Source organism: Clostridiales bacterium (assembly GCA_012512255.1).
Lineage (GTDB): Bacteria > Bacillota > Clostridia > Christensenellales > DUVY01 > DUVY01.
Genome location: JAAZDJ010000053.1, coordinates 1 through 20,456, shown reverse-complemented (window position 1 = coordinate 20,456; position 20,456 = coordinate 1). Strand labels below are relative to the sequence as shown.

Below are 20,456 nucleotides of genomic sequence, written 5' to 3'. Positions count from 1 at the left end.
GAATATAATTGATGTCTATGTCAAGGTTTTTCCCCATCATACCGCCACATGATATACGCGTCTTCTTGGTTCTTATAATATTTTTTCCTAACGCCTTCCGTTACAAAGCCCAAAGACCTGTAAAGATTTATGGCGGCCGTATTGCTCTTTCTGACTTCCAATGTTACCTTATGTATTCCTATGTTTTTTAGATATTGCAATATATATGTGGCAAGTCGCTTTCCTATGCCTTTTTTTCTGTGCCGCGAAGAGACAGCCAAATTATCCAAACGCGCCTCGTCAAAAATAACAGTCACTACGGCGTAGCCGATTATTTTTTGGTCCGCCTCATAGACAAAAAGCTTGGATATACCGCTTGCCAAAACCGCCAAAAAGTTTTGACCGCTCCACGCGTCGTCGCCAAAGCAATCGTTTTCTATTTGGCAAATTTGGGATATATCCTTTAAGGTTGCCGTCCTAATCATAAGTCTTTTTGCGCCTGCGGAATTTGGATATATAAAGGCTCCAATTGATAGCAATTGACCGAGTTTTGCCCGCTGGCCTGTTTCATTAATCTTTGGATGCCTGTTTTGCACTGCTCAATAAAATGTATTTTGAAGCTGTCTTTTTTTGGGGACAATTCATAATCCGCAGCTATCAGGACAGGCTCGTCTATTAGACCCAAAAACCTATCAAACTCTTGCTTGGTCAAAACTTTGGGGCTTAAAATCTCCACAAGCGTATCGATTTGGTTTTCATAAACGGCGATATAAACTTGAGGATTTCCGCTCGCTTGGGCGCAAACTATGGTTTCGTCCGAAGTGCTATATATATTATATGCGAACATCTGCAAAGAGTTGAAAGGGAAAATTTTTATGTTTTTAATATACGAGAATATTTTAGCGGTCGTTACGCCTATTCTTATGCCGGTAAACGAGCCCGGCCCGCAATTGACGCCGATATAATCAATCAAGTCCCAGTCCTTGCCTTGCATAAGTTTTTGGATAGCGGGCATTAAGGTCACAGAGTGCTGCAAGATGGACGAATCAAAATGGTAAAGCTCTTGGCCCTCGTATTGTCCTACGATTTCTAACTGTTTGCGCGCCGTGTCTATGCAAATATAATTCATTTGATTTCCACCAATCTTGTGTTTTGGTCAATATAGGCGATATTGACGCAGTAAGTTATATTATTTAACATATCTATTATTTTATCAGCCCATTCTATAACCGTAATAGCGCCGTCTTGCCCGATAAATTCGTCAAAACCCGCCTCATAGGCCTCTGAGGAATCAGAAAGCCTATACATATCAAAATGGTAAAAATCCCATTTTTCGCCCTTGTATTGCCTAAAAAGCGTAAACGTGGGGCTCAAAACGGCTTTTTTGACGCCCAAGCCCGCCGCTAAGCCCTTGGCAAAGACCGTTTTGCCCGCGCCTAATTGACCCTCAAGCGCGATAATATCGCCGCCTTTTAGCTTCTGGGCAAGCTTTTTGCCAAGCTCAAAAGTTTGTTCCGAACTTATGGTTTTGTATCGCACAGGGTTTATTATATCAGATGATTAAACAATGGGCAATTTAAAAAAATAAGGGCGTCGCCCTCTTTTTTGGTTAAATTTTGGTATTGGTTTTGTGTCCTTTTGAAGTTATATTTTTTTGAAATTTTATACCGACCTAAATATTTTATCCGAATTTCTGATGAAACTCTTGGTTGGTCATTGTGGCAAGCGAAATGCAATTAATTAAGCAAACTATAGCGGGAATCCCTGTCCAGAAAAAAAGCAAAGACAGCACAAAGTCGCCCATTCTTTTTAGATAAATCTTGTGTATGGCGATTCCGCCTAAGAAAAATAAAGAAATTAACGCCAGTATAAGCGCCACTTCGCGAGACAAAGACGACGCGGTCGCGGCCTTAGGCGCGCTTTGAGCGTAGGTATTGGTCCGCGCGTCATATGTTGTTTGGTTTGGCCCAAAACTATATGTCCCTTGCTGGCTGTCCGGGCCTTGTTTGGGCTGGGCGTCAAAGGAGAAGCCATAATTGTAGGTTTTGTCCTTGCCTTCTATTGAAATATTAAACCCTCGGCCTTTTTGGGCGTTAGGGTCTGTGGATTTTAGACCTATGCCGCAATGGTCGCAATAATTTTGGTTATGTTCAAGCGGCGCGCCGCAATTGGGACATCTCAGGGCTTCAAATGGCATATTATTTTTTACTCCGAATATATAATTTATATTTACATTATATTGTATAAAAGCCGCGTTGACAAGTATATATTTTTAGAAATAGATTAAGATGGGATTAAAAAATAATGAGAAAAATTTTATATAACCGCCAAGCCGCGCTGCAATACGCTAAAAAATGGGCGTATTCGCGCAACCCAAAATATTATGACTTTTCCAATTTGGGAGGGGATTGCACCAATTTTATATCGCAATGCGTCTTCGCCGGAATCAATGTAATGAATTTTACGCCCGTAACGGGCTGGTATTATATCTCGCCGAGCAACCGCGCGGCGTCTTGGACGGCGGCCGAATATTTTTTTAAGTTTATAATCAATAACAAAGGCGTGGGGCCTCAAGCCGTCCAAACAAGCCAAGACCATCTTATAGAAGGCGATATAATACAGCTTAGTTTTAAAGACAATATTTTTTCGCATTCGCTGTTTGTGGTTTCCGTAACGCCCGAAATAACCATAGCCACGCACACTTTTGACTCATACGACCGCCCTTTGAGAAGTTATATTTATGACAAGATAAGGTTTATACATATTACAGGCGGCGCCAAATATTAATTAAAAAGTCTTTATTGATTTTGCTTATGGCGCGTTTTGTGGTAACATATAATTAATTTTGATTTAAGGAGATATCAGATGGCGATTTTGGTCACAGGCGGAACAGGCTACATAGGAAGCCATACCGCTATTGAGTTGATTAACGCGGGCTATGAAATAGTTATTTTGGATAACCTGTCCAACTCTAAAATAGAGGCCCTTAATAGAATTAAGCAAATTACCGGCAAGGATGTTAAGTTTTACAAGACCGATTTGCTGGACATGGACGGGCTTGAAAAGGTCTTCAAAGAAAACCAAATTACCGATGTTATGCATTTTGCAGGCTTAAAGGCCGTGGGCGAATCGGTGTCCGTTCCGTTGAATTATTATTATAACAACATTACGGGCACTATTAATTTGCTCGCCGCTATGCAAAAAGCGGGCGTGAAAAATATAGTGTTTTCGTCTTCGGCGACCGTTTACGGCGTGCCCAAAAGCGTTCCTATCAAGGAAGACGCCCCGCTTGGCGCGACCAACCCATACGGCAGCACCAAGCTGTTTATAGAACAAATTATCAAGGACCAAAATGTAGCCGACCCGTCGCTTAACGCGGCTATTTTGAGGTATTTTAACCCGATAGGCGCGCATGAAAGCGGGCTTATAGGCGAAGACCCCAACGGCATCCCCAACAACCTCGTGCCCTATATAACTCAAGTCGCGGTAGGGCGGCTGGAAAAAGTCCGCGTCTTTGGCAATGATTATCCCACCCGCGACGGCACGGGCGTGAGGGATTATATACATGTGGTTGACTTGGCGCTTGGGCATATCGCCGCTTTGAAAAAACTAAAAACCAATCCTGGCGTGGTTATTTATAACTTAGGCACAGGCCGAGGCTATAGCGTGCTAGAAATTATTAACGCTTTCTCCGAGGTGGTGGGCAGACCCATACCCTATGAGTTCGCGCCCCGACGACCCGGCGATATAGCGGCAAGTTTCGCCGACCCTAGCCTAGCCAAGCAAGAATTGGGCTGGGAAGCCAAGCGCGACTTAGTGAAGATGTGCCAAGACAGCTGGAACTGGCAAAAAAAGAATCCAAATGGATTGGAATGATTTTGTCAGGCGATATAAGCCGATAAAACAAAAAGGCCCGTTTTTTGAAAATGGGCCTTTATTTTTTAAAAAATCTTATCTGAAATTTTTTTATTGGTTATTATTTTGCTTTTTGCTTTTGCAATATCTTACGATAAAATAACCAACGAGCAAAAGACATAAACGCTGAATGCAGCTATGATAAATATATAATCCGTGGATGAGTGGATAATGTTTTTATTGGCCAATACAATTAATATTATCAATACGATTAAGGCCAACGCATGATAGAAAATAGATATTATCTGGAAAATATCCGATTTCTTTTTTCCCGCATTTTTCCTTAATATGTTATATATTGATAGTATCAAGCAAAAATACTTGTCCAGCAAAAGTTTATGATTACCAAAAAGCCCTGTTATATATAACAGGGCTTTGTAATAATTTTATTTATTAGTTTCTAGGGTTTTTTATATTGGCTTGGGCCGCCGCCAAACGCGCGATAGGCACCCTGAAAGGCGAGCATGACACATAAGTCAATCCGACATTATGGCAAAACTCTATGGTTGAAGGGTCGCCGCCGTGTTCGCCGCAAATTCCTAGCTTGATGTTAGGACGGGCGGCCTTGCCTTTTTCAACCGCAAGCTTGACAAGCTGGCCTACGCCTTCTAGGTCAATTCTCGCGAACGGGTCAAACTCAAAAATTTGTTTGGCGTAATAGTCGTCCAAGAACTTGCCCGCGTCGTCCCTGCTAAAGCCGTAGGTCATCTGCGTTAGGTCGTTTGTGCCAAACGAGAAGAACTCCGCGCTCTTGGCTATCTTATCGGCTGTTAGGGCGGCGCGAGGAACTTCTATCATTGTGCCTACAAGGTATTTAAGATCTGTGCCGCTTTGCGCGATAATTTCGTCCGCCGTCTTGACTACTATTGATTTCACAAACTCAAGCTCTTTTATATCGCCAACAAGAGGAATCATTATTTCAGGCACTACGTCAAGGCCTTTTTCTTTCTTGACTTCCAAGGCCGCCTCAATAATCGCCCTTGTCTGCATTTCGGCTATTTCGGGATAAGTTATGCTCAAACGGCAGCCTCTATGGCCAAGCATAGGGTTAAACTCGCGCAAAGATTCGATCGTGGCTTTTAGTTCTTCATATTCAAGGCCCATTTCTTTGGCCAAATCTTTGATGTCATCCTCGTCCGCGGGCACGAACTCGTGCAACGGCGGGTCTAAAAACCTGATTGTAGCGGGCCGGCCTTGCAGCGCCTCAAATATGCCCTTGAAGTCGTTCTTTTGCATAGGCAATAATTTGGCGAGCGCTTTCTTTCGGGCCTGTTCGGTCTTGGCGACAATCATCTCGCGCATCGCTGGTATGCGGTCGGCTTCAAAGAACATGTGCTCCGTGCGCGCAAGCCCGATGCCTTGAGCGCCAAACTTAACGGCCTGCGCCGCGTCCGCGGGCGAATCCGCGTTGGCGCGGACTTCTAGGGCGCGGTATTTGTCCGCCCATTCCATTATTGTGGCAAAGTCGCCTGTAACCGAAGCGGGCTCGGTAGGTATGGCTTCGCCATAAACATAACCCGTGCTTCCGTCCAAAGATATAGGGTCGCCTTCTTTGAACACTAGGCCGTTTACCGTGAATATCTTTTTCTCCTCGTCTATCTTAATTTCGCCGCAGCCCGCCACGCAACAAGTGCCCATGCCGCGAGCCACGACCGCCGCGTGCGAAGTCATGCCGCCGCGTGCGGTTAATATTCCTTGCGAAGCATACATGCCTTCTATATCTTCCGGGCTGGTTTCCATTCTTACCAAAACAACATCCTTGCCCGCGTTTTTCCATTCTACCGCGGCCTCCGCCGTAAACACCACAGCGCCGCTTGCCGCGCCGGGAGAAGCGGGAAGGCCTTTGGCTATAGGTTTGGCTTTTTTCAAAGCGCTGGCTTCAAACTGGGGATGCAATAAAGAGTCTAGTTGTTTGGGGTCTATCTTCAAAAGCGCTTCTTTTTCGGTAATTAGGCCTTCCTTAACAAGGTCAACCGCGATTTTCAAAGCGGCTTTGGCCGTTCTTTTGCCGTTGCGGGTCTGAAGCATATAAAGTTTGCCGCGCTCTATGGTAAACTCCATATCTTGCATGTCTTTGTAGTGTTTTTCTAGTTTTTCGGCTATTTCGGCAAATTGGTTGTATATTTCGGGATTTTGTTGTTCCAAAACGTCAATAGGGTTGGGCGTGCGGATGCCCGCGACCACGTCTTCGCCTTGGGCGTTCATAAGATACTCGCCGTAAAGCTTGTTTTCGCCGGTGGAAGGATTGCGCGTGAACGCCACGCCCGTGCCGCTGTCTTCGCCCATGTTGCCAAACACCATTGTTTGAACATTGACAGCCGTTCCCCACGAACTAGGGATATCGTTCATGCGGCGATATACGATTGCTCTGGGGTTTTCCCAAGACCTGAATACCGCTTTTACGGCTTCCATAAGCTGCGCGGCGGGGTCTTGGGGGAAGTCTTCGCCTACGCCTTCTTTATATAGCTTTTTGAACAAGTCAACTATTTCTTTTAAGTCTTCTGCGGTAAGCTCTATGTCTTGCTTGCAGCCTTTTTTCTCTTTTATTTCGTCCAAAATGCGCTCATACTTGGATTTTTCTTGCTCCATAACGACATCGGAGAACATTTGGATAAACCTGCGGTATGAGTCGTAAGCGAATCTTTCGTTATTGGTTAATTTGGCAAGCCCCAAAACCGTCTGATCGTTAAGACCGAGGTTTAGGATTGTATCCATCATGCCCGGCATGGAAGCGCGTGCGCCGCTTCTTACCGAAACCAGCAAAGGATTGTTGACATCGCCAAACTTTTTGCCTTCTATTTTTTCTAGTTCTTCCAAAGCGGCAAAAATCTGGTCTTTGATTTCGTCGGCTATTTTCTTGCCGTCTTCATAATATCTGGTGCATGCTTCGGTGGTTACCGTAAAACCTTGAGGAACGGGCAGGCCTAGTTTGGTCATTTCCGCCAAGTTGGCGCCCTTGCCGCCCAAAAGTTCTCTCATTGTGCCGTCGCCTTCTTTGAAAAGATAAACATACTTATGTGCCATGTGAACTCCTTCCTTTTGTATTTTTTTCCTTAAATTTCCAAAAATAATTTTACAAATTTTATTAATATCCGCCAATAATTTTTTGGCGGCTAAAAGACGCTAATACTATTTCGCAAGTTTTTTTACCAGTTTCAAGTCAATCCTGCCTTTATCATGGTCTATCTTGATGACTTCCACTATGACTTCGTCGCCCAAATTAACCACATCGGTAACCTTTCTGACGCGGTGGGGCGCCAGCTTGCTTATGTGAATCAAGCCTTCCTTGCCGGGGGCTATTTCGGCGATAGCGCCAAATTCCAAGATGCGGTTAATATGGCATTGATACTGGAAGCCAACTTCGGGCTCTACCGTAATGGCCAAGACCTTGTTTTTGGCTAGTTCGGCCAGATCTATTTCAGTAGAGGCAATCATAACCTTGCCGTCTTCCATTATGTCAATCTTGACGCCTGTTTCTTCTATAATTTTGTTGATTACCTTGCCGCCTTTGCCGATTACATCGCCAATCTTGTCGGGCGAGATTTCAAAGTAAATAATCTTGGGCGCGTATTTGGACAATTCTGGCCGGGGCGCGGGCAATACTTCAAGCATTTTGTCCAGTATATGAAGCCTGCCCACCCTTGCTTGTTCTAGGGCGGCTTGTAAAATTTCTTTGTCTATTCCTTTGATTTTTATGTCCATTTGGATAGCCGTAATGCCCTTGGCCGTTCCGGCGACCTTAAAGTCCATATCCCCCAAAAAGTCTTCTATGCCTTGAATGTCCGACAATATGGCGACTTTGCCGCTTTGCTCGTCTTTGATAAGGCCCATAGCGATACCAGCGACGGGCGCTTTAATCGGCACACCGGCGTCCATCAAGGCAAGACACGAGCCGCAAACGCTTGCTTGAGACGTAGAGCCATTGGAACTTAATATTTCGCTTACCGTGCGGATCGCGTAGGGAAACTCGGATTCTGGCGGCAACACAGCTTCCAGCGCGCGCTCGGCCAAAGCGCCATGCCCTATCTCCCTTCGGCTAGGACCGCGCAAAGGCTTGGCTTCGCCAGTGCAATAAGGGGGGAAATTATAATGGTGCATATATCTTTTGAAGCTCTCTTCGTCCAGCCCTTCCAGCCTTTGGACATCGCTTATTGTGCCCAATGTCGCGGTGGACAGCGCTTGGGTTTGGCCCCGCGTGAATACGGCGCTGCCGTGCACGCGCGGCAAAACGGAAGTTTCGCACCAAATAGGTCTGATTTCGTCTAATTTGCGGCCGTCGGGTCTGACGCCTTTTTCCAAAATCTTGGCCCTGACCTTTTCTTTGGTCATATTATACAAAACATCGCTTATTTCGCGGGCTTTGTCGGGGAAAATTTCTTGGAAATGCTCCAAAACTTGTTCTTGGACGCGCTCTTGGTTTTCTTGTCTTGTAGCTCTGTCAAAGGTGTCCAGCGCCTCGTCCAAAAGTTTGTCTGCGTATTCCCTTACGGCTTGGTCAATCTCGTCGGGGATTGTGTAATACTGGACTTCTTTTTTGGGCTTGCCCACGGCCTTGGCTATTTCCTCTATAAAGTCCACTATCTTTTTGATTTCCTCATGGGCGAATAAAATACCTTCCAGTATTATCTGTTCGCTTACTTCATAAGCGCCCGCCTCAACCATCATAATCGCGTCTTTTGTGCCACTCACATAAACATGCATAGCGGACTTTGCGCGCTGCACGCTGTCGGGATTAATGACATATTGCCCGTCAACATATCCTACCACGACCGAGCCTGTCGGGCCCAAAAACGGTATGTCCGAGATTGACAGGGCGATTGAAGAGCCAATCATGGCGAAAACTTCGGGAGGGATATTGGTGTCTACCGATAACGCGGTGCAAACCACCGCCACATCGTTGAAAAAACCTTGCGGAAAAAGCGGTCTTATGGGCCTATCTATAAGCCTGCTGGTCAAAATCGCTTTGTCGCTCGCGCGGCCTTCGCGCTTCCTAAAACCGCCGGGGATTTTGCCCACGGCATACATTTTTTCCTCAAAATCAACGCCTAACGGGAAAAAATCTATTCCTTCTCGGGGCTCAGGGGACATCGTCACATTGGTCAAAACAACGGTGTCGCCGCATCTAATTAGACACGAGCCGTTGGAGAGTTCGGCGTATTTGCCTATCTCCACTATGACTTCCCTGCCGCCTATCTGCGTCTTAAAAACATGTCCTAGTTCCATATTCTGTTGTTAATCCTCCAAATAATAAGGGCGACAACCCGCCCTTATTAAAAAAATATTATTTTCGTATATCTAATTTTTCTATAATATCTCTGTAACGGTTGATATCAACTCTTTTGAGATAATTGAGAAGTTGCCTTCTTGTGCCGACTAGCTGCAAAAGACCGCGTCTTGAATGATGGTCTTTTTTGTGGATATTTAGATGCTCGTTGAGATGGTTAATCCTGTAAGTCAATAAAGCGATTTGAACTTCGGGCGAGCCCGTGTCGCCTTCCTTGCGGGCAAACTTAGAGATGATTTCTTGTTTGGTTTTCTTATCCATTTTTTAACCTCCTACGGATAATAAAATAAGCCAAAAACCTAGTCAAGCGAGGAGTAGCCGCTAAACCAAGTTTTAGGTATCTGTCTTAGTATATCATACGAGCAATAAGATGTAAAATAAAATTATTTGATTATATTATGCCAATTGATTGACATTATAATTTATTGTTTTTGGCCAAAAAGAGCTTTTTGCGCCTTTTTAGCATTTCGTCAAAACGGCCGATATAATCCTCTATGTTTTTGACATTGGCGCTGCGCTCAATCCTGCCGCCGCCTAACACCCGCTTGCTGATAGCTCCCGCGCCGCAAGCCACGACCGAGACACTCTCTTCCATAGTGTCTATATTATTAATACATTGGGTATCGGGCTTGCAGTAGCCTGTGTTTTCTAGATTGCCGAGCGTGTTTTTTTGGCGGTAAAGGTAATAAGGGATATAGCCTTGGGAAGTTATTTCTTGATAGGCGTAATCTACCATTTGGGCTATATCGCCAAAATATTTTATTTGCTGCTGTTTTAGCCTCGCTCCGCTTTTTAGGCTAAGGGTATGAACGGTTATGTTATCGGGGGCAAGCTGCAAAGTTTTTTGGATTGACTGGCAAAAGCTGCCGTAGGCGTCATTGGGAAGCCCCGCTATTAAGTCCATATTGATTATAAAATCATAGTTTTGCCTTGCTAGCTCGTACGCCCTAAAAATATCTTGGACCGTGTGCCCGCGCCCTATCGTATCCAAAACATCTTGGTTGAATGTTTGGGGGTTAATGCTGATTCGGGTTACATTTTGGGCTTTTAACAAATCCAGTTTTTCTTTGGTAACGCTGTCCGGCCTGCCCGCTTCCACGGTAAATTCCAAGGCGTCTTTGGGCAGCTCTGATAAGATAGCGTCAAGCTGGTCTGCGGCGATCGCCGTGGGCGTGCCGCCGCCCACATAGACCGTTCGGACATACTGGTTTTGGGATTTTATTATGTCAAGGCTGAATTTGATTTCTTGGCTTAATAGTTTGCAATATGTGTCCAATAGATGCCCGCATTTATCTATTTGGGAAGAAATAAAAGAACAATAACTGCATCTTGTGGCGCATACGGGTATATTGACATATAGATTAACGGCGCGCGCATCTTTTGTGTATATGCCCTTTTGAGCTTGTATTATCCGCATAAGGAGTTCTAGTTTTTGGGCTGAAATGTCAAAAGTTTGCTTGAGCGCGGGCGCTATTTGTTCGATCGGGATATTTTGTTCTATAAGCTCATAAGCAAGCCTTGTGGGACGGATGCCCGTAAGGCTGCCCCAAGGCATAGCTTGGCCGGTTAGTTGTTTTAAAACTTTGTATAAACTATGTTTGGCAAATCTTTTGAGATATTTGGAATATTCTAAAGAGCCTTTTGGGTATAAAAATCGCTGGCTATCCAAAAATTCCAAAGGCTCGCCGCCTAGGTTGGTTTTGACAAGGCTTATGACTTTTTGGCCTTCAAAAGATATGTTTTGGTCAATAAAAATATCGGACCGCTCGCCGCGGCGGTATTCTTTAAAAAATAGTCTTATTATATCCTCGTTTTCGGGCAATAAAAAAGGAATATTGATATTATACATAAGGGTTGTTTTCTTGCTCGTATCTCAAAGTTGTAGGCTCGCCATGCCCCGAATATACCGTGTAATCGCCTTTTAGGTTAAAGAGCTTGTTGATTGATTGGATAATCTGGTTGTAATTGCCGCCCGCTAAGTCCGTTCGGCCTATGCTTTCTTTAAATAGGGTGTCGCCCGAGAAGATACAATTATCAATGACATAGCATACCGAGCCTTGCGTATGGCCGGGGGTGTGTATTACTTGGACTTTTATACCGCCAAAAGTTAGCTCTTCCCCGCCGTCCAGCAAATTATCGGCCTCAAAAGGCTTAATAACATAGCCGAACAGCTTGCCGTAGTTTTTGTCGCTGTATAGCATGGGGCTGTCGTCTTTGTGTATATAAATAGGCGCTTTGCCCTGAAAAAGATGCCCCAACGCGATATGGTCAAAATGCCCGTGCGTGAGCAAAACGCCTTTTAGTTGAAGATTATTGGCCTTTAAATAATCTTGAGCTTTTTGGTGGATTTTGGACGACCCTGAGGGGTCAATCATTATTGCCGCGTTGTTTTGGCTGACAATATAAAAATTACTGCCAAAAATATCGGTTACCAAGGTCTTAACTTGCATAGGGTTTCCTTATATATCGCCTTTTAAAAAAACAAGCGCATTTTATGTTAATTGGTTATCCGCCTTACCTCGTTGACTTCTTCTAGCTGTTTCAATTTGTTAAACAGCACGTCAAGGTCAGATATTTTTTGGACCCTGACGGTCACATTCATTATGGCTTTGCCGGCTTTGGAAATTCGGGCGTTCAGCGCGCCTATGGACAGTTTTTGCTCGGCAAAGACATTGGAAACCTTTGCCAGCAAGCCCTCGTGATCAGTCGCAATGATTTGGACATTGGCGTTAAATTTGGATTCGGCTTGCGCCCAGTCCACTTCTATAAGGCGTTCTTGCTCCATGGCTTTGATGTTGGGACAGCTATCGCGGTGGACGACAATGCCCCTGCCCCTTGAGATAAAGCCTATAATTTTGTCGCCCGGAACGGGCGTGCAGCATTTCGCCATGCGCACCAGCAAGTCCTTTTGACCGCGCACCACGACGGCGTCTTTGGCGTCCATAGTGTCCGGGCTGACCTTAAACTCGCGCGAACGGGTGATTTGTTCTTTTTTGTAAAAGTCAATCAGCTTGACGATTACCTGACTTGAGGTAATGCCGCCATAGCCTATCGCCGCGTACATATCGTCAATGGAAGTCAAAGACAGCCTTTGCATCACGGACTCAAGCCACGGCGCTTTGAATAATTGCGTGGCGGCAAACCCGCGCCTTTTGAGTTCGTTTTCCAGAATATCCTTGCCAAGTTTAATGTTTTCTTCCTTCATCTGCTTTTTGAAGAAAGAACGGATCTTGGCTTTGGCTGCCGAGGTCTTGACAATCTTGAGCCAGTCCCTTGACGGGCCTTTGGAGTTGGCGCTGGTTATGATTTCCACAATGTCGCCCGTTTGCAAATGCGTGGTAAGGGGCACTATCTTGCCGTTGACTTTGGCGCTTACGCACCTGTTGCCTATATCGGTATGGACATTATAGGCAAAGTCAATGGGCGTAGAGCCCTCGGGCAAGATTATTACGTCGCTCTTGGGCGTAAATACAAACACCTGCCCGCTGTATAAGTCCACCTTGACGGACTCCAAAAACTCTTTTGAGCTGCCCAGCTCGCTCTGCATGTCCATAACTTCCCGAAGCCAGCTTATTTTTTTGTCCAGGTCGTTTGAGTCGCCGCGGTTTTCTTTGTATTTCCAATGCGCCGCGACGCCGTATTCGGCTATCTTGTGCATCTCAAAAGTCCGTATTTGGATCTCAAACGGCGAGCCGTAGTTGGTCATAACCGTAGTGTGCAAGGACTGGTAGTTGTTGGGCTTGGGAACGGCTATATAATCCTTAAACCTGCCCGGAACGGGCTTCCAATAAGAATGGATTTTGCCCAAAACCTCATAGCAATCGCTGACAGTGTTGACTATCACCCTTAGCGCGGTTAGGTCATAAATCTGGTCAAAGGTCTTGTTTTGGGTTTTCATCTTGCGGTAAATGCTATAAAAATGCTTGGGCCTGCCGCTAACTTCGCCCGCTATATTGAGTTCGTTGAGTATTTCCACCAACTGTTTTATTATCTTGTTGACCATTTCTTGCCGCTCGGCGCGCCTTAAACTCACTTCCTTGACTAACTCTTCGTAAACTTCCCTTTGGGTTACCTTTAAAGACAAGTCTTCCAACTCGCACTTTATATAGGAAAGGCCCAGCCTGCTCGCAAGCGGCGCGTAAATTTCCAGCGTTTCTTTGGCGATGGCGTTTTGGCGGTCAAAAGGCAAGGGCGTTATGGTCCTTAGGTTGTGAAGCCTGTCGGCCAGCTTAATCAAAATCACCCTTACATCTTTGGCCATGGCGAAAAACATCTTGCGGAAATTTTCGGCTTGCTCTTCCTCTTTGGACTTAAAGACGATTTTGTCCAGTTTGGTTACGCCTTTAACCAATTCGCAAACTTCTTCGCCAAAGTTTTTTTTCAGTTGTTCTTCGGTAACGGCGGTGTCTTCCAAGATGTCGTGAAGCAGGGCGGCGCAAATCGTGGCGACATCCATGCCCAAATCAATCAAAATATCGGCCACGCCAATAGGGTGGGTGAAAAAGGGCTCGCCCGATTCCCTTTTTTGTCCTTTGTGCGCCTCTTCGGCAAAAGATAAGGCATGCTCCAGCAGCTTGCTATCGCCCGGATAATAATGTCTTATTTTAGATATTATTTCTTCCTTGGCGCTTGCCTTTTGTGTTTCTATCAATTATCCACCTGCTCTTTTATGTAATTTAATATCGTAGAATCGTCTAAATTTACTTTTTTGGTTTTGTCGGCATGGATACAGAAGTCTTGCCAATCAACCTTTAACAGGCCAAGCTCCATAAACACCAGCAAGCAAAACATCAGCTGTTTGTAGCTTATTATTCCGTCTTTTACATAGCCGTAAAAACTTGTAAAGAAATTGTCTTGCAGCTGGTCGCATCTTTGGAGTATGGCATAGGCCCGGACAAAGCTTGCCCGCTTCGTGCAAAGCCCCCTTATAATCTCGGGGTCGTAGGGCCTGTCTATGACATAGACTTGGGCCTTGCTCATTTGGTTGATATGCGATATTACGCCGTCTTTTAAGGGACGCTCCAAAAAGATTATCCTGTCAAAGCCGCCAAAGTCTATGTCAAAATCGCTTCCCAAAGTTATGCGGTTGTAGTTGTTAGGCGTCGTGGAATAGATATAGTTATGAACAAAATATTCCGATATGACGCCTTTTTTTATCGCGCTTTTGTATGAATCAAAGTCATAGCTCAAAAGCAACGTGCCATACAGCCTGTCATAGTCTATTATCTGCAAAAGATCGTCTTCTTTGATTATATCATATTTTGGGGCTTGGTTACTATTATACATTAACAATTTCAATGCTTGGGCGTGTATTTTGTCTTCGTCGTCTATGGCGTTAATATGGCTAAAATTAATGTCTTTTAGCGTTATATTAGGGTATTCTTTGTCGCGGAATTTGTTGATAGAAAGCTCCACGCCCAATTCAAAGTCCGCGCTGACATTCATAAGCTCTATAAACTTGCCGTAGCCAAAACATACTATGGTGTTTTCGTCCGGCGTCTGCGCCAAAAGATGTTCGCATCTGTTTTTCATAAACTCCGCGGACAAGGACGATGTCTTTAGCTTGAATATGGGGCGCGGATTGCCAAAGCCGTAGGGCTCCAGCATTTCCAATTCTTTAATCAGATCCAATGTTATTTGGCTTTCCTCAATTTCCAGGTCATACACGCTGTAAGGCAAGAACAGCTTTTTTTCATATTGTTGTTTTATGTAATTTTGGACTCTTGTTTTGAACTCGTTTAATTTGTCTTTCCTGATAGTAAACCCTGCGGCTTGGGCGTGCCCGCCGTAATCAATCATAATATCGGACACGCTGCTTAGCGCTTCATAAAGATTAATGCCTTCAATGCTGCGTGCCGAGCCCTTATAGCATTCGCCCGTATCGGTCAGCAAAAAGCAAGGCCTGCGGTATTCGTGGCTAAGCTGGGCGGCTATAATGCTGGTTAGGCCTTTTTCCCATTGCGAGTTGTGCAGTATTATGGCGTATTGATTGATTAGGTCTATCCCGCTTATCAAGTCAAGCGCTTCCGAGCGCAATTCGTCGCAAATATCGCGCCGTTTTTGGTTGTCAAGGCTGATGTCTTTGATTATATCCATTAGCTTGGCCTTGTCTTTTAGGGTGAGCAGTTCAAACGCCCGATACGCGTCGCCCATTCTGCCCGCGGCGTTGATGCGCGGCGAAATTTTATACGCCAAATCGGACGAGGTAATGCCGCTATTTAGGCCCAAATATTGACAAAGCATCTTTAGCCCGATATTGACTTGGTCTGAATTGATTTTTTTAAGCCCCAAAACGACAAGGCTTCGGTTTTCGTCGGTAAGCGGGACAAGGTCGGCGACCGTGGCAAGCGCGCATAAGTCGTAGTATTTGGAAGCCGCCTTTAAGCCGCCCAAAGCTTGAACGACTTTTAGCGCGACGCCCGCGCCGCACAGCATATCAAAAGGATAGTCTTGACCTTTTAGTTTTGGATTGATTATTACGCATTGGGGCAGTTCTTGGGGCGCTTCATGGTGGTCGGTAACCGCAATGTCCACGCCCAAGTCAAGCGCCATCTCAACTTCCCTATGCGCCGAAATGCCGCAGTCGCAGCTTATTATCAAATCGGGCGCGCAATCTTCTATTATTTTGGACAGGGTGTCTTCGTTTAGGCCGTAGCCGTCGTTATTGCGGTCGGGAATGTATGGATAAACATTGACGCCGTTTTGCGCCAAATAATCGCTCAAGATCGCCGCCGCGCAAATACCGTCCACGTCGTAATCGCCATAAATCACGACCGTTTCGCTGGTTTTCATGGCGCTATACAGCCTTTGGGTTAACTGGCGCATACCCCGCAACAAAAAAGGGTCGTATAAGTCTTCCTCGGACGGATATAGGAATTTTTTGATTTGGGCTTCGGTTTGGTAGCCCCTTGCCGTTATAATCTTTAAAACAATATCCGACAGCTCAAAATTATCGCACGAAACGCTAACGGGACGGCTTTCCCGCTTTTTAAAAATCGTATTCATCAAATATTCCGCTCTTTTTTTATATACAATTATACGCCGAATATATGCATTTGTAAAGATAATAAAAAAGCGCCGCGTATTCGCGACGCTGTATATTTTAGGGAAGTTTAGGCTTGCGGGGCCGCCTCAGTCGTTTTGGCTTGCTCTTTTTTGGCCTTTGGCTTGTTTAGTAATGCCCATACCGAAGGCGCTAAGCACAACGAGGAATACAAGCCCGAAAGCAGTCCTACTATTATCGGCAACGCGAACTCCCTAATAGCCGGCACGCCTATAATCGCCAGTAAAGTTATCGTAAACAGCGTGGTCAATGACGAGTTAAACGTACGCCAGAAAGATTCTTTGATTGATTTGTTGGCGATTTGCGCGCTGGACAAATCCGCGTTGGCGGGATTTTTTAGGTTTTCCCTAATCCTGTCAAAGATAACGACGGTATTGTTAATTGAGTATCCTATCAAGGTAATTATCGCCGCTATAAATGTAGAGTTGACTTCTATCCTAGAAAACACCATAAACGCCACGACTATTAAGACATCGTGGAACAGCGCGACCACCGCCCCAAGACCGCTCTTTAGCTCAAATCTTATGGTGATATAGACCAGCATTAATAATAGCCCCAAATATACCGCGGCAAGCGCTGCAAACAGTAGCTCTGAGCTTACCGTTTGAGAGATTGTGGACGAATCCATTACATTGCCCACATAAGGGTCTTCCACATCGGTAAGCCGTTCTATAAGCGCTTTTTTGAGGTCTTGGGTTACCTGCTCCATATATTGCTCGTCGCCGATCGCCTTAAACCTGATAAGGATAGAAGCGCCCTCGGCTTCGCCTTGCATTTGCGCCCTTGCTATTTCTAGGTTGTATTTGTTGCCCTCGCTGTCGGTCAAGTTGGTTACGACCTCGTTGACCTCGGCGAGCTTTTCGCTGAAGTTTTCCTTAGTCAAGGCCGGGCCGTATTTGATCTCCATTGAATAGCCGCCCTCAAAGTCAATGCCGAGGTTAAGGCCAATTTTGGGAATGCAAAGTAAAACTATGCCCAGAAGGATAATTATGCCGGACGCTATGAAATAATATTTCCACTTATCTACTATTTTCCAATCTCTTTTAAATAGCTTTTGTTTCATACTTGCGCACCCCCGGGCTGTTTATTGCGGTTCTTTTTTTTGCCAAACGGGAAGAAACCGCGGCGCGAATCTTCTGCGTCAATGTCTTCGTCGGGGATTTCAACAACATCGTCTTCTCTTTTTAGGTTATATAACGCGGGATTGTTTTTGTTTATTCTTAGCATGTTCTTTAATAACGCTCTGGTGATTACCAAAGAACAGAACATTGAAATAATTACGCCTATCAGCCAGGTAATGCCGAAGCCTCTTACCGACCCTGAGCCTATGGCGATAAGAAGTATTGCGGCGATTACAGTGGTGACATTGGCGTCAATTATAGCGCTCAAAGACCTTCTAAACCCCCCGATAACCGAGGCGTTGATTGATTTTCCTAATTTATATTCGTCTTTGATTCTTTCAAATATAATTATATTGGCGTCAACCGCCATGCCTATGCTTAGGATAATGCCAGCGATGCCGGGCAATGTTAACTGCACCCACGGCAACGCCCATAAGAAAAATAAATATAAAGACACAAACAACAAAAGCGATATTGAGCTCATAGCGCCCATCGCCCTATATAAAACGCACAAGAAAATAAGAATGCCGATTAATCCTATTCCGCCAGCTATAAGACTGGTGTTAAGCGCGTTAACGCCTAGGGTCGGGCTTACTATGCTGGATTCGATCAAAGCTAGCTTTACATCAAACGCGCCCGATACGATTTGGTTTGCCAATCTATCAGCCGATTCGTAGGTAAAATTGCCCGTTATTATCGGTTTGCCATTGGTTATGGCGGTTTGGATGGAAGGGCTGGATATGGTTTGTCCGTTAACCACTATCTCCATAGCCTTGCCAATATTGTTTTGGGTTATTTCGCCAAATTTTTTGGTCCCTACGGAATCAAAGATAAGCTGGACGACATAGCCGTGCTCGTTGGTGTATGCCGCGTAAGCGTCTTTGACCGTATCGCCCGTCAAAACGGTTTCGCTGTCTATCCTAAACTCCAATGTGGCGGGCTCGCCGATTATTTCAAACAATTCTTTGGGGTTTTCCAAATCGGGGACTTCCACGCGGATGCGCGTATCGCCCTCGCGGCTGACGGTGGCTTCCATATAGCCTTTGCCCGTTATCATGTTGTGCAAGCGAGTGACCGTGCCGTCCAAGCGCGCGTCCAGATTGGTGCGGTCTTGTTCGTCGTCCGCGATATCGTAAACGGCGTAAATGCCGCCTTTTAAGTCTATTCCCAGTTTAATGCCGCCCGCAAAAGAGGTGTATCTGTAATTGGTAAACGGAACATCAAACGGAACCAGCGCAAAAAACAACGCGGTGGCAACGATTAACGAAGCCAATACCAGTTTGATTATTGCGCGTTTTTTATGCTTCTGCATGATTTCTCCCTTACATTAATCTCGCACTAATTAATTATAAGTTTTTATATTTTATTAGTCAATCAATTGTTTGAACTCTTTCCAATATATTGACCGCTATCGCGCATTCTATGCGCTTTTTTGTTATCCGGCACATTATATCAAGCGGCTCGTTGATGTCGCCGTTGTAATTGTGGTTGTTGGCGGCGCAACCGCCCGAACAATAATACTTGGCGAAACAGTCTCGGCATTTGGGCTTGGCGTGTATATTGCAGGCTTGAAAATTGCGCCTTATGTCTTGGTTTAGGGGCAGGCTTTGGGTCCTGTCCCAAGTTTTTAAATCGCCCAAGACAAAGTCTGGGTTGCCCACAAACTGGTGGCAAGGGTAAATAAGCCCGTCGGGCGCCACGGCTATGTATTGGTTGCCAGCGCCGCAGGCGCTTGTCCTTTTTTTCTCGCAAGGCCCGCCCTCAAAATCGATCATAAAATGAAAAAAATTAAACCATTTGTCGCTTTGTCGGCGTTTTAGGTATTCTCGGGCCAGTTTTTCGTATTCTTGGCTGATTTTTTCTATATGTTCTTGGCGTATCGCCAAGGGATGTTCTTGGGGCAAGACTACGGGCTCTATGGATATTTGGTCAAAGCCGCAATCGTTAATAGACAAAACATCGGCCGCAAAGTCTAAATTACGGGATGTAAATGTCCCGCGGATATAATATTCGCCCCCGCCCCTTACGCGCCTAAACTCTTGCGCGAATTTAAGCGCTTTTTGATAACTTCCCTGTCCGCCGCCAAATTTCCTGTTAAAATTATGCGTATCTTCCCTGCCGTCTATGCTGATTACGACATTGGACATATTGTCGTTGATAAATTTTAATTGTTCTTCGTCGTGTATTGTCCCGTTGGTCGTAATGGTAAAACGAAAAGATTTTTGGGCTTTTTGGGCTTGGGCGCGGGCGTATCGGACCGTGTCTTTAATGACTTCGTAGTTAAGCAAAGGCTCGCCGCCAAAAAAGTCCGCTTCCAAGTTCCGCCTTGAGCCGCTATGCTTTATCAAAAAGTCAACCGCCAAACGCGCGATCTCGGCGCTCATATCCGTAGCTTTTCCGCCGTATGAGCCTTCTTGGGCGAAGCAATACTTACAGCGCAAATTGCACCTGTGGCTGATGTTTAGGCACATTGACTTGATTTCGCCGTTGTATGCGATATCGCTCGGCTTTTCGGGCTCGCAAAATATAACGCCTTGTTCTTTTAGGGCGTTAAGCTCGTCTAGGGCTTCTTGGATTTCTTTTTCCAGCGGCTTTTGGGGGATAAGCTCGCCCGTCATAATTTTGCACGCTATATGCGCGGGGCGGTCTATCAAAAACACGCTTCCGCTTTCGCTGTCAAGCAAAAAATAATTATCTAAACACTTAAACGTATGGACCATAATAAAACAAAAATATGCAGTATTTTAATACTGCATTGTTTTTTTTATTTTTTCATTAAATAACGCTTTTTTTACCGGTTATCCCACGCTAACCTTAATTTTGGGATTACGGGTTGCTTTCTTTTCGCAGGTTTGATTGCCTACCGTGCAGCTGGTTTTGCACGCTGATTGGCAGCTTGCTTGGCATTCGCCGCAGCCCGTGTCTTTGGATCTGTCAATTGTGTTAACGGCTATAATTTTTATATGCTTCATAACTTCCTCCTAAAATATATACTGATTATATACCAAATCGCTATTTTTTTCAACCCTATAAGGCGTCGTATAAAAAAGGTACAAGCGTGGATTGATGATTATATGATGAGGGGGTTTGGGGT

17 protein-coding genes are annotated in these 20,456 nt (G+C 45.2%); 2 read left to right on the top strand and 15 right to left on the bottom strand.

The features are described from left to right. Window positions 1-20: 20 nt before the first annotated feature. The 4 genes from rimI to GX756_02870 form a co-directional block, all read right to left on the bottom strand. A complete protein-coding gene (gene rimI / locus GX756_02885) occupies window positions 21-464 on the bottom strand; it encodes a ribosomal protein S18-alanine N-acetyltransferase (GenBank protein ID NLC16803.1) in 444 nt (147 codons plus the stop codon). Then, the gene (tsaB, locus tag GX756_02880; GenBank protein NLC16802.1) at window positions 461-1,108 is read right to left on the bottom strand and encodes a tRNA (adenosine(37)-N6)-threonylcarbamoyltransferase complex dimerization subunit type 1 TsaB; all 648 of its coding nucleotides are present in this window, start codon (window positions 1,106-1,108) and stop codon (window positions 461-463) included. Before tsaB ends, rimI begins: the two co-directional genes overlap by 4 nt. Next, the gene (tsaE, locus tag GX756_02875; protein ID NLC16801.1) at window positions 1,105-1,518 is read right to left on the bottom strand and encodes a tRNA (adenosine(37)-N6)-threonylcarbamoyltransferase complex ATPase subunit type 1 TsaE; all 414 of its coding nucleotides are present in this window, start codon (window positions 1,516-1,518) and stop codon (window positions 1,105-1,107) included. The genes tsaB and tsaE overlap by 4 nt, the downstream gene beginning before the upstream one ends. A gap of 142 nt (window positions 1,519-1,660) precedes the next feature. After that, the gene (locus GX756_02870; protein ID NLC16800.1) at window positions 1,661-2,176 is read right to left on the bottom strand and encodes an NINE protein; all 516 of its coding nucleotides are present in this window, start codon (window positions 2,174-2,176) and stop codon (window positions 1,661-1,663) included. Between the two features lie 107 nt (window positions 2,177-2,283). Between GX756_02870 and GX756_02865 the strand changes: the two genes are divergently transcribed. Together GX756_02865 and galE are read left to right on the top strand one after the other, a co-directional pair. After that, the gene (locus GX756_02865) at window positions 2,284-2,766 is read left to right on the top strand and encodes an amidase domain-containing protein (GenBank protein ID NLC16799.1); all 483 of its coding nucleotides are present in this window, start codon (window positions 2,284-2,286) and stop codon (window positions 2,764-2,766) included. Window positions 2,767-2,844: 78 nt separating this feature from the next. Further along, window positions 2,845-3,855, top strand: a complete 1,011-nt coding sequence (galE, locus tag GX756_02860) for a UDP-glucose 4-epimerase GalE (GenBank protein ID NLC16798.1) — start codon at window positions 2,845-2,847, stop codon at window positions 3,853-3,855. Window positions 3,856-4,287: 432 nt separating this feature from the next. On the opposite strand, the gene GX756_02855 is transcribed toward galE, so the two are convergent. The 11 genes from GX756_02855 to scfA all read right to left on the bottom strand — a co-directional run bounded on the left by GX756_02855 (window position 4,288) and on the right by scfA (window position 20,334). Continuing rightward, the gene (locus GX756_02855; GenBank protein ID NLC16797.1) at window positions 4,288-6,918 is read right to left on the bottom strand and encodes a pyruvate, phosphate dikinase; all 2,631 of its coding nucleotides are present in this window, start codon (window positions 6,916-6,918) and stop codon (window positions 4,288-4,290) included. 105 nt (window positions 6,919-7,023) lie between these two features. After that, a complete protein-coding gene (locus GX756_02850) occupies window positions 7,024-9,117 on the bottom strand; it encodes a polyribonucleotide nucleotidyltransferase (protein NLC16796.1) in 2,094 nt (697 codons plus the stop codon). 58 nt (window positions 9,118-9,175) lie between these two features. After that, entirely contained in the window at window positions 9,176-9,439 is a 264-nt protein-coding gene (gene rpsO / locus GX756_02845) for a 30S ribosomal protein S15 (GenBank protein NLC16795.1), read from the bottom strand. Window positions 9,440-9,593: 154 nt separating this feature from the next. Beyond that, on the bottom strand, window positions 9,594-11,027 hold the full coding sequence (gene hemZ / locus GX756_02840; protein NLC16794.1) for a coproporphyrinogen dehydrogenase HemZ: 1,434 nt from the start codon (window positions 11,025-11,027) through the stop codon (window positions 9,594-9,596). Continuing rightward, window positions 11,020-11,628: an MBL fold metallo-hydrolase gene (locus GX756_02835; GenBank protein ID NLC16793.1), complete on the bottom strand. Its 609-nt coding sequence runs from the start codon at window positions 11,626-11,628 to the stop codon at window positions 11,020-11,022. The genes hemZ and GX756_02835 overlap by 8 nt, the downstream gene beginning before the upstream one ends. A gap of 47 nt (window positions 11,629-11,675) precedes the next feature. After that, entirely contained in the window at window positions 11,676-13,826 is a 2,151-nt protein-coding gene (locus GX756_02830; protein ID NLC16792.1) for a bifunctional (p)ppGpp synthetase/guanosine-3',5'-bis(diphosphate) 3'-pyrophosphohydrolase, read from the bottom strand. Further along, window positions 13,826-16,183 carry a single-stranded-DNA-specific exonuclease RecJ gene (recJ, locus tag GX756_02825; GenBank protein ID NLC16791.1) on the bottom strand — a complete coding sequence of 786 codons (2,358 nt, stop codon included), beginning with the start codon at window positions 16,181-16,183 and terminating at the stop codon, window positions 13,826-13,828. Before recJ ends, GX756_02830 begins: the two co-directional genes overlap by 1 nt. Window positions 16,184-16,290: 107 nt before the next feature. Beyond that, window positions 16,291-17,304, bottom strand: coding sequence for a protein translocase subunit SecF (secF, locus tag GX756_02820; GenBank protein NLC16790.1), 1,014 nt, complete (start codon window positions 17,302-17,304; stop codon window positions 16,291-16,293). Then, entirely contained in the window at window positions 17,301-18,674 is a 1,374-nt protein-coding gene (secD, locus tag GX756_02815) for a protein translocase subunit SecD (protein NLC16789.1), read from the bottom strand. The genes secF and secD overlap by 4 nt, the downstream gene beginning before the upstream one ends. A 58-nt stretch (window positions 18,675-18,732) precedes the next feature. Beyond that, complete coding sequence (gene scfB / locus GX756_02810) at window positions 18,733-20,082, bottom strand: thioether cross-link-forming SCIFF peptide maturase (protein NLC16788.1); 1,350 nt, start codon at window positions 20,080-20,082, stop codon at window positions 18,733-18,735. A 78-nt stretch (window positions 20,083-20,160) separates the two neighbouring features. Next, window positions 20,161-20,334 (bottom strand): six-cysteine peptide SCIFF, encoded by a 174-nt coding sequence (scfA, locus tag GX756_02805; GenBank protein ID NLC16787.1) that lies wholly within the window; start codon window positions 20,332-20,334, stop codon window positions 20,161-20,163. Between the last annotated feature and the right edge of the window lie 122 nt (window positions 20,335-20,456).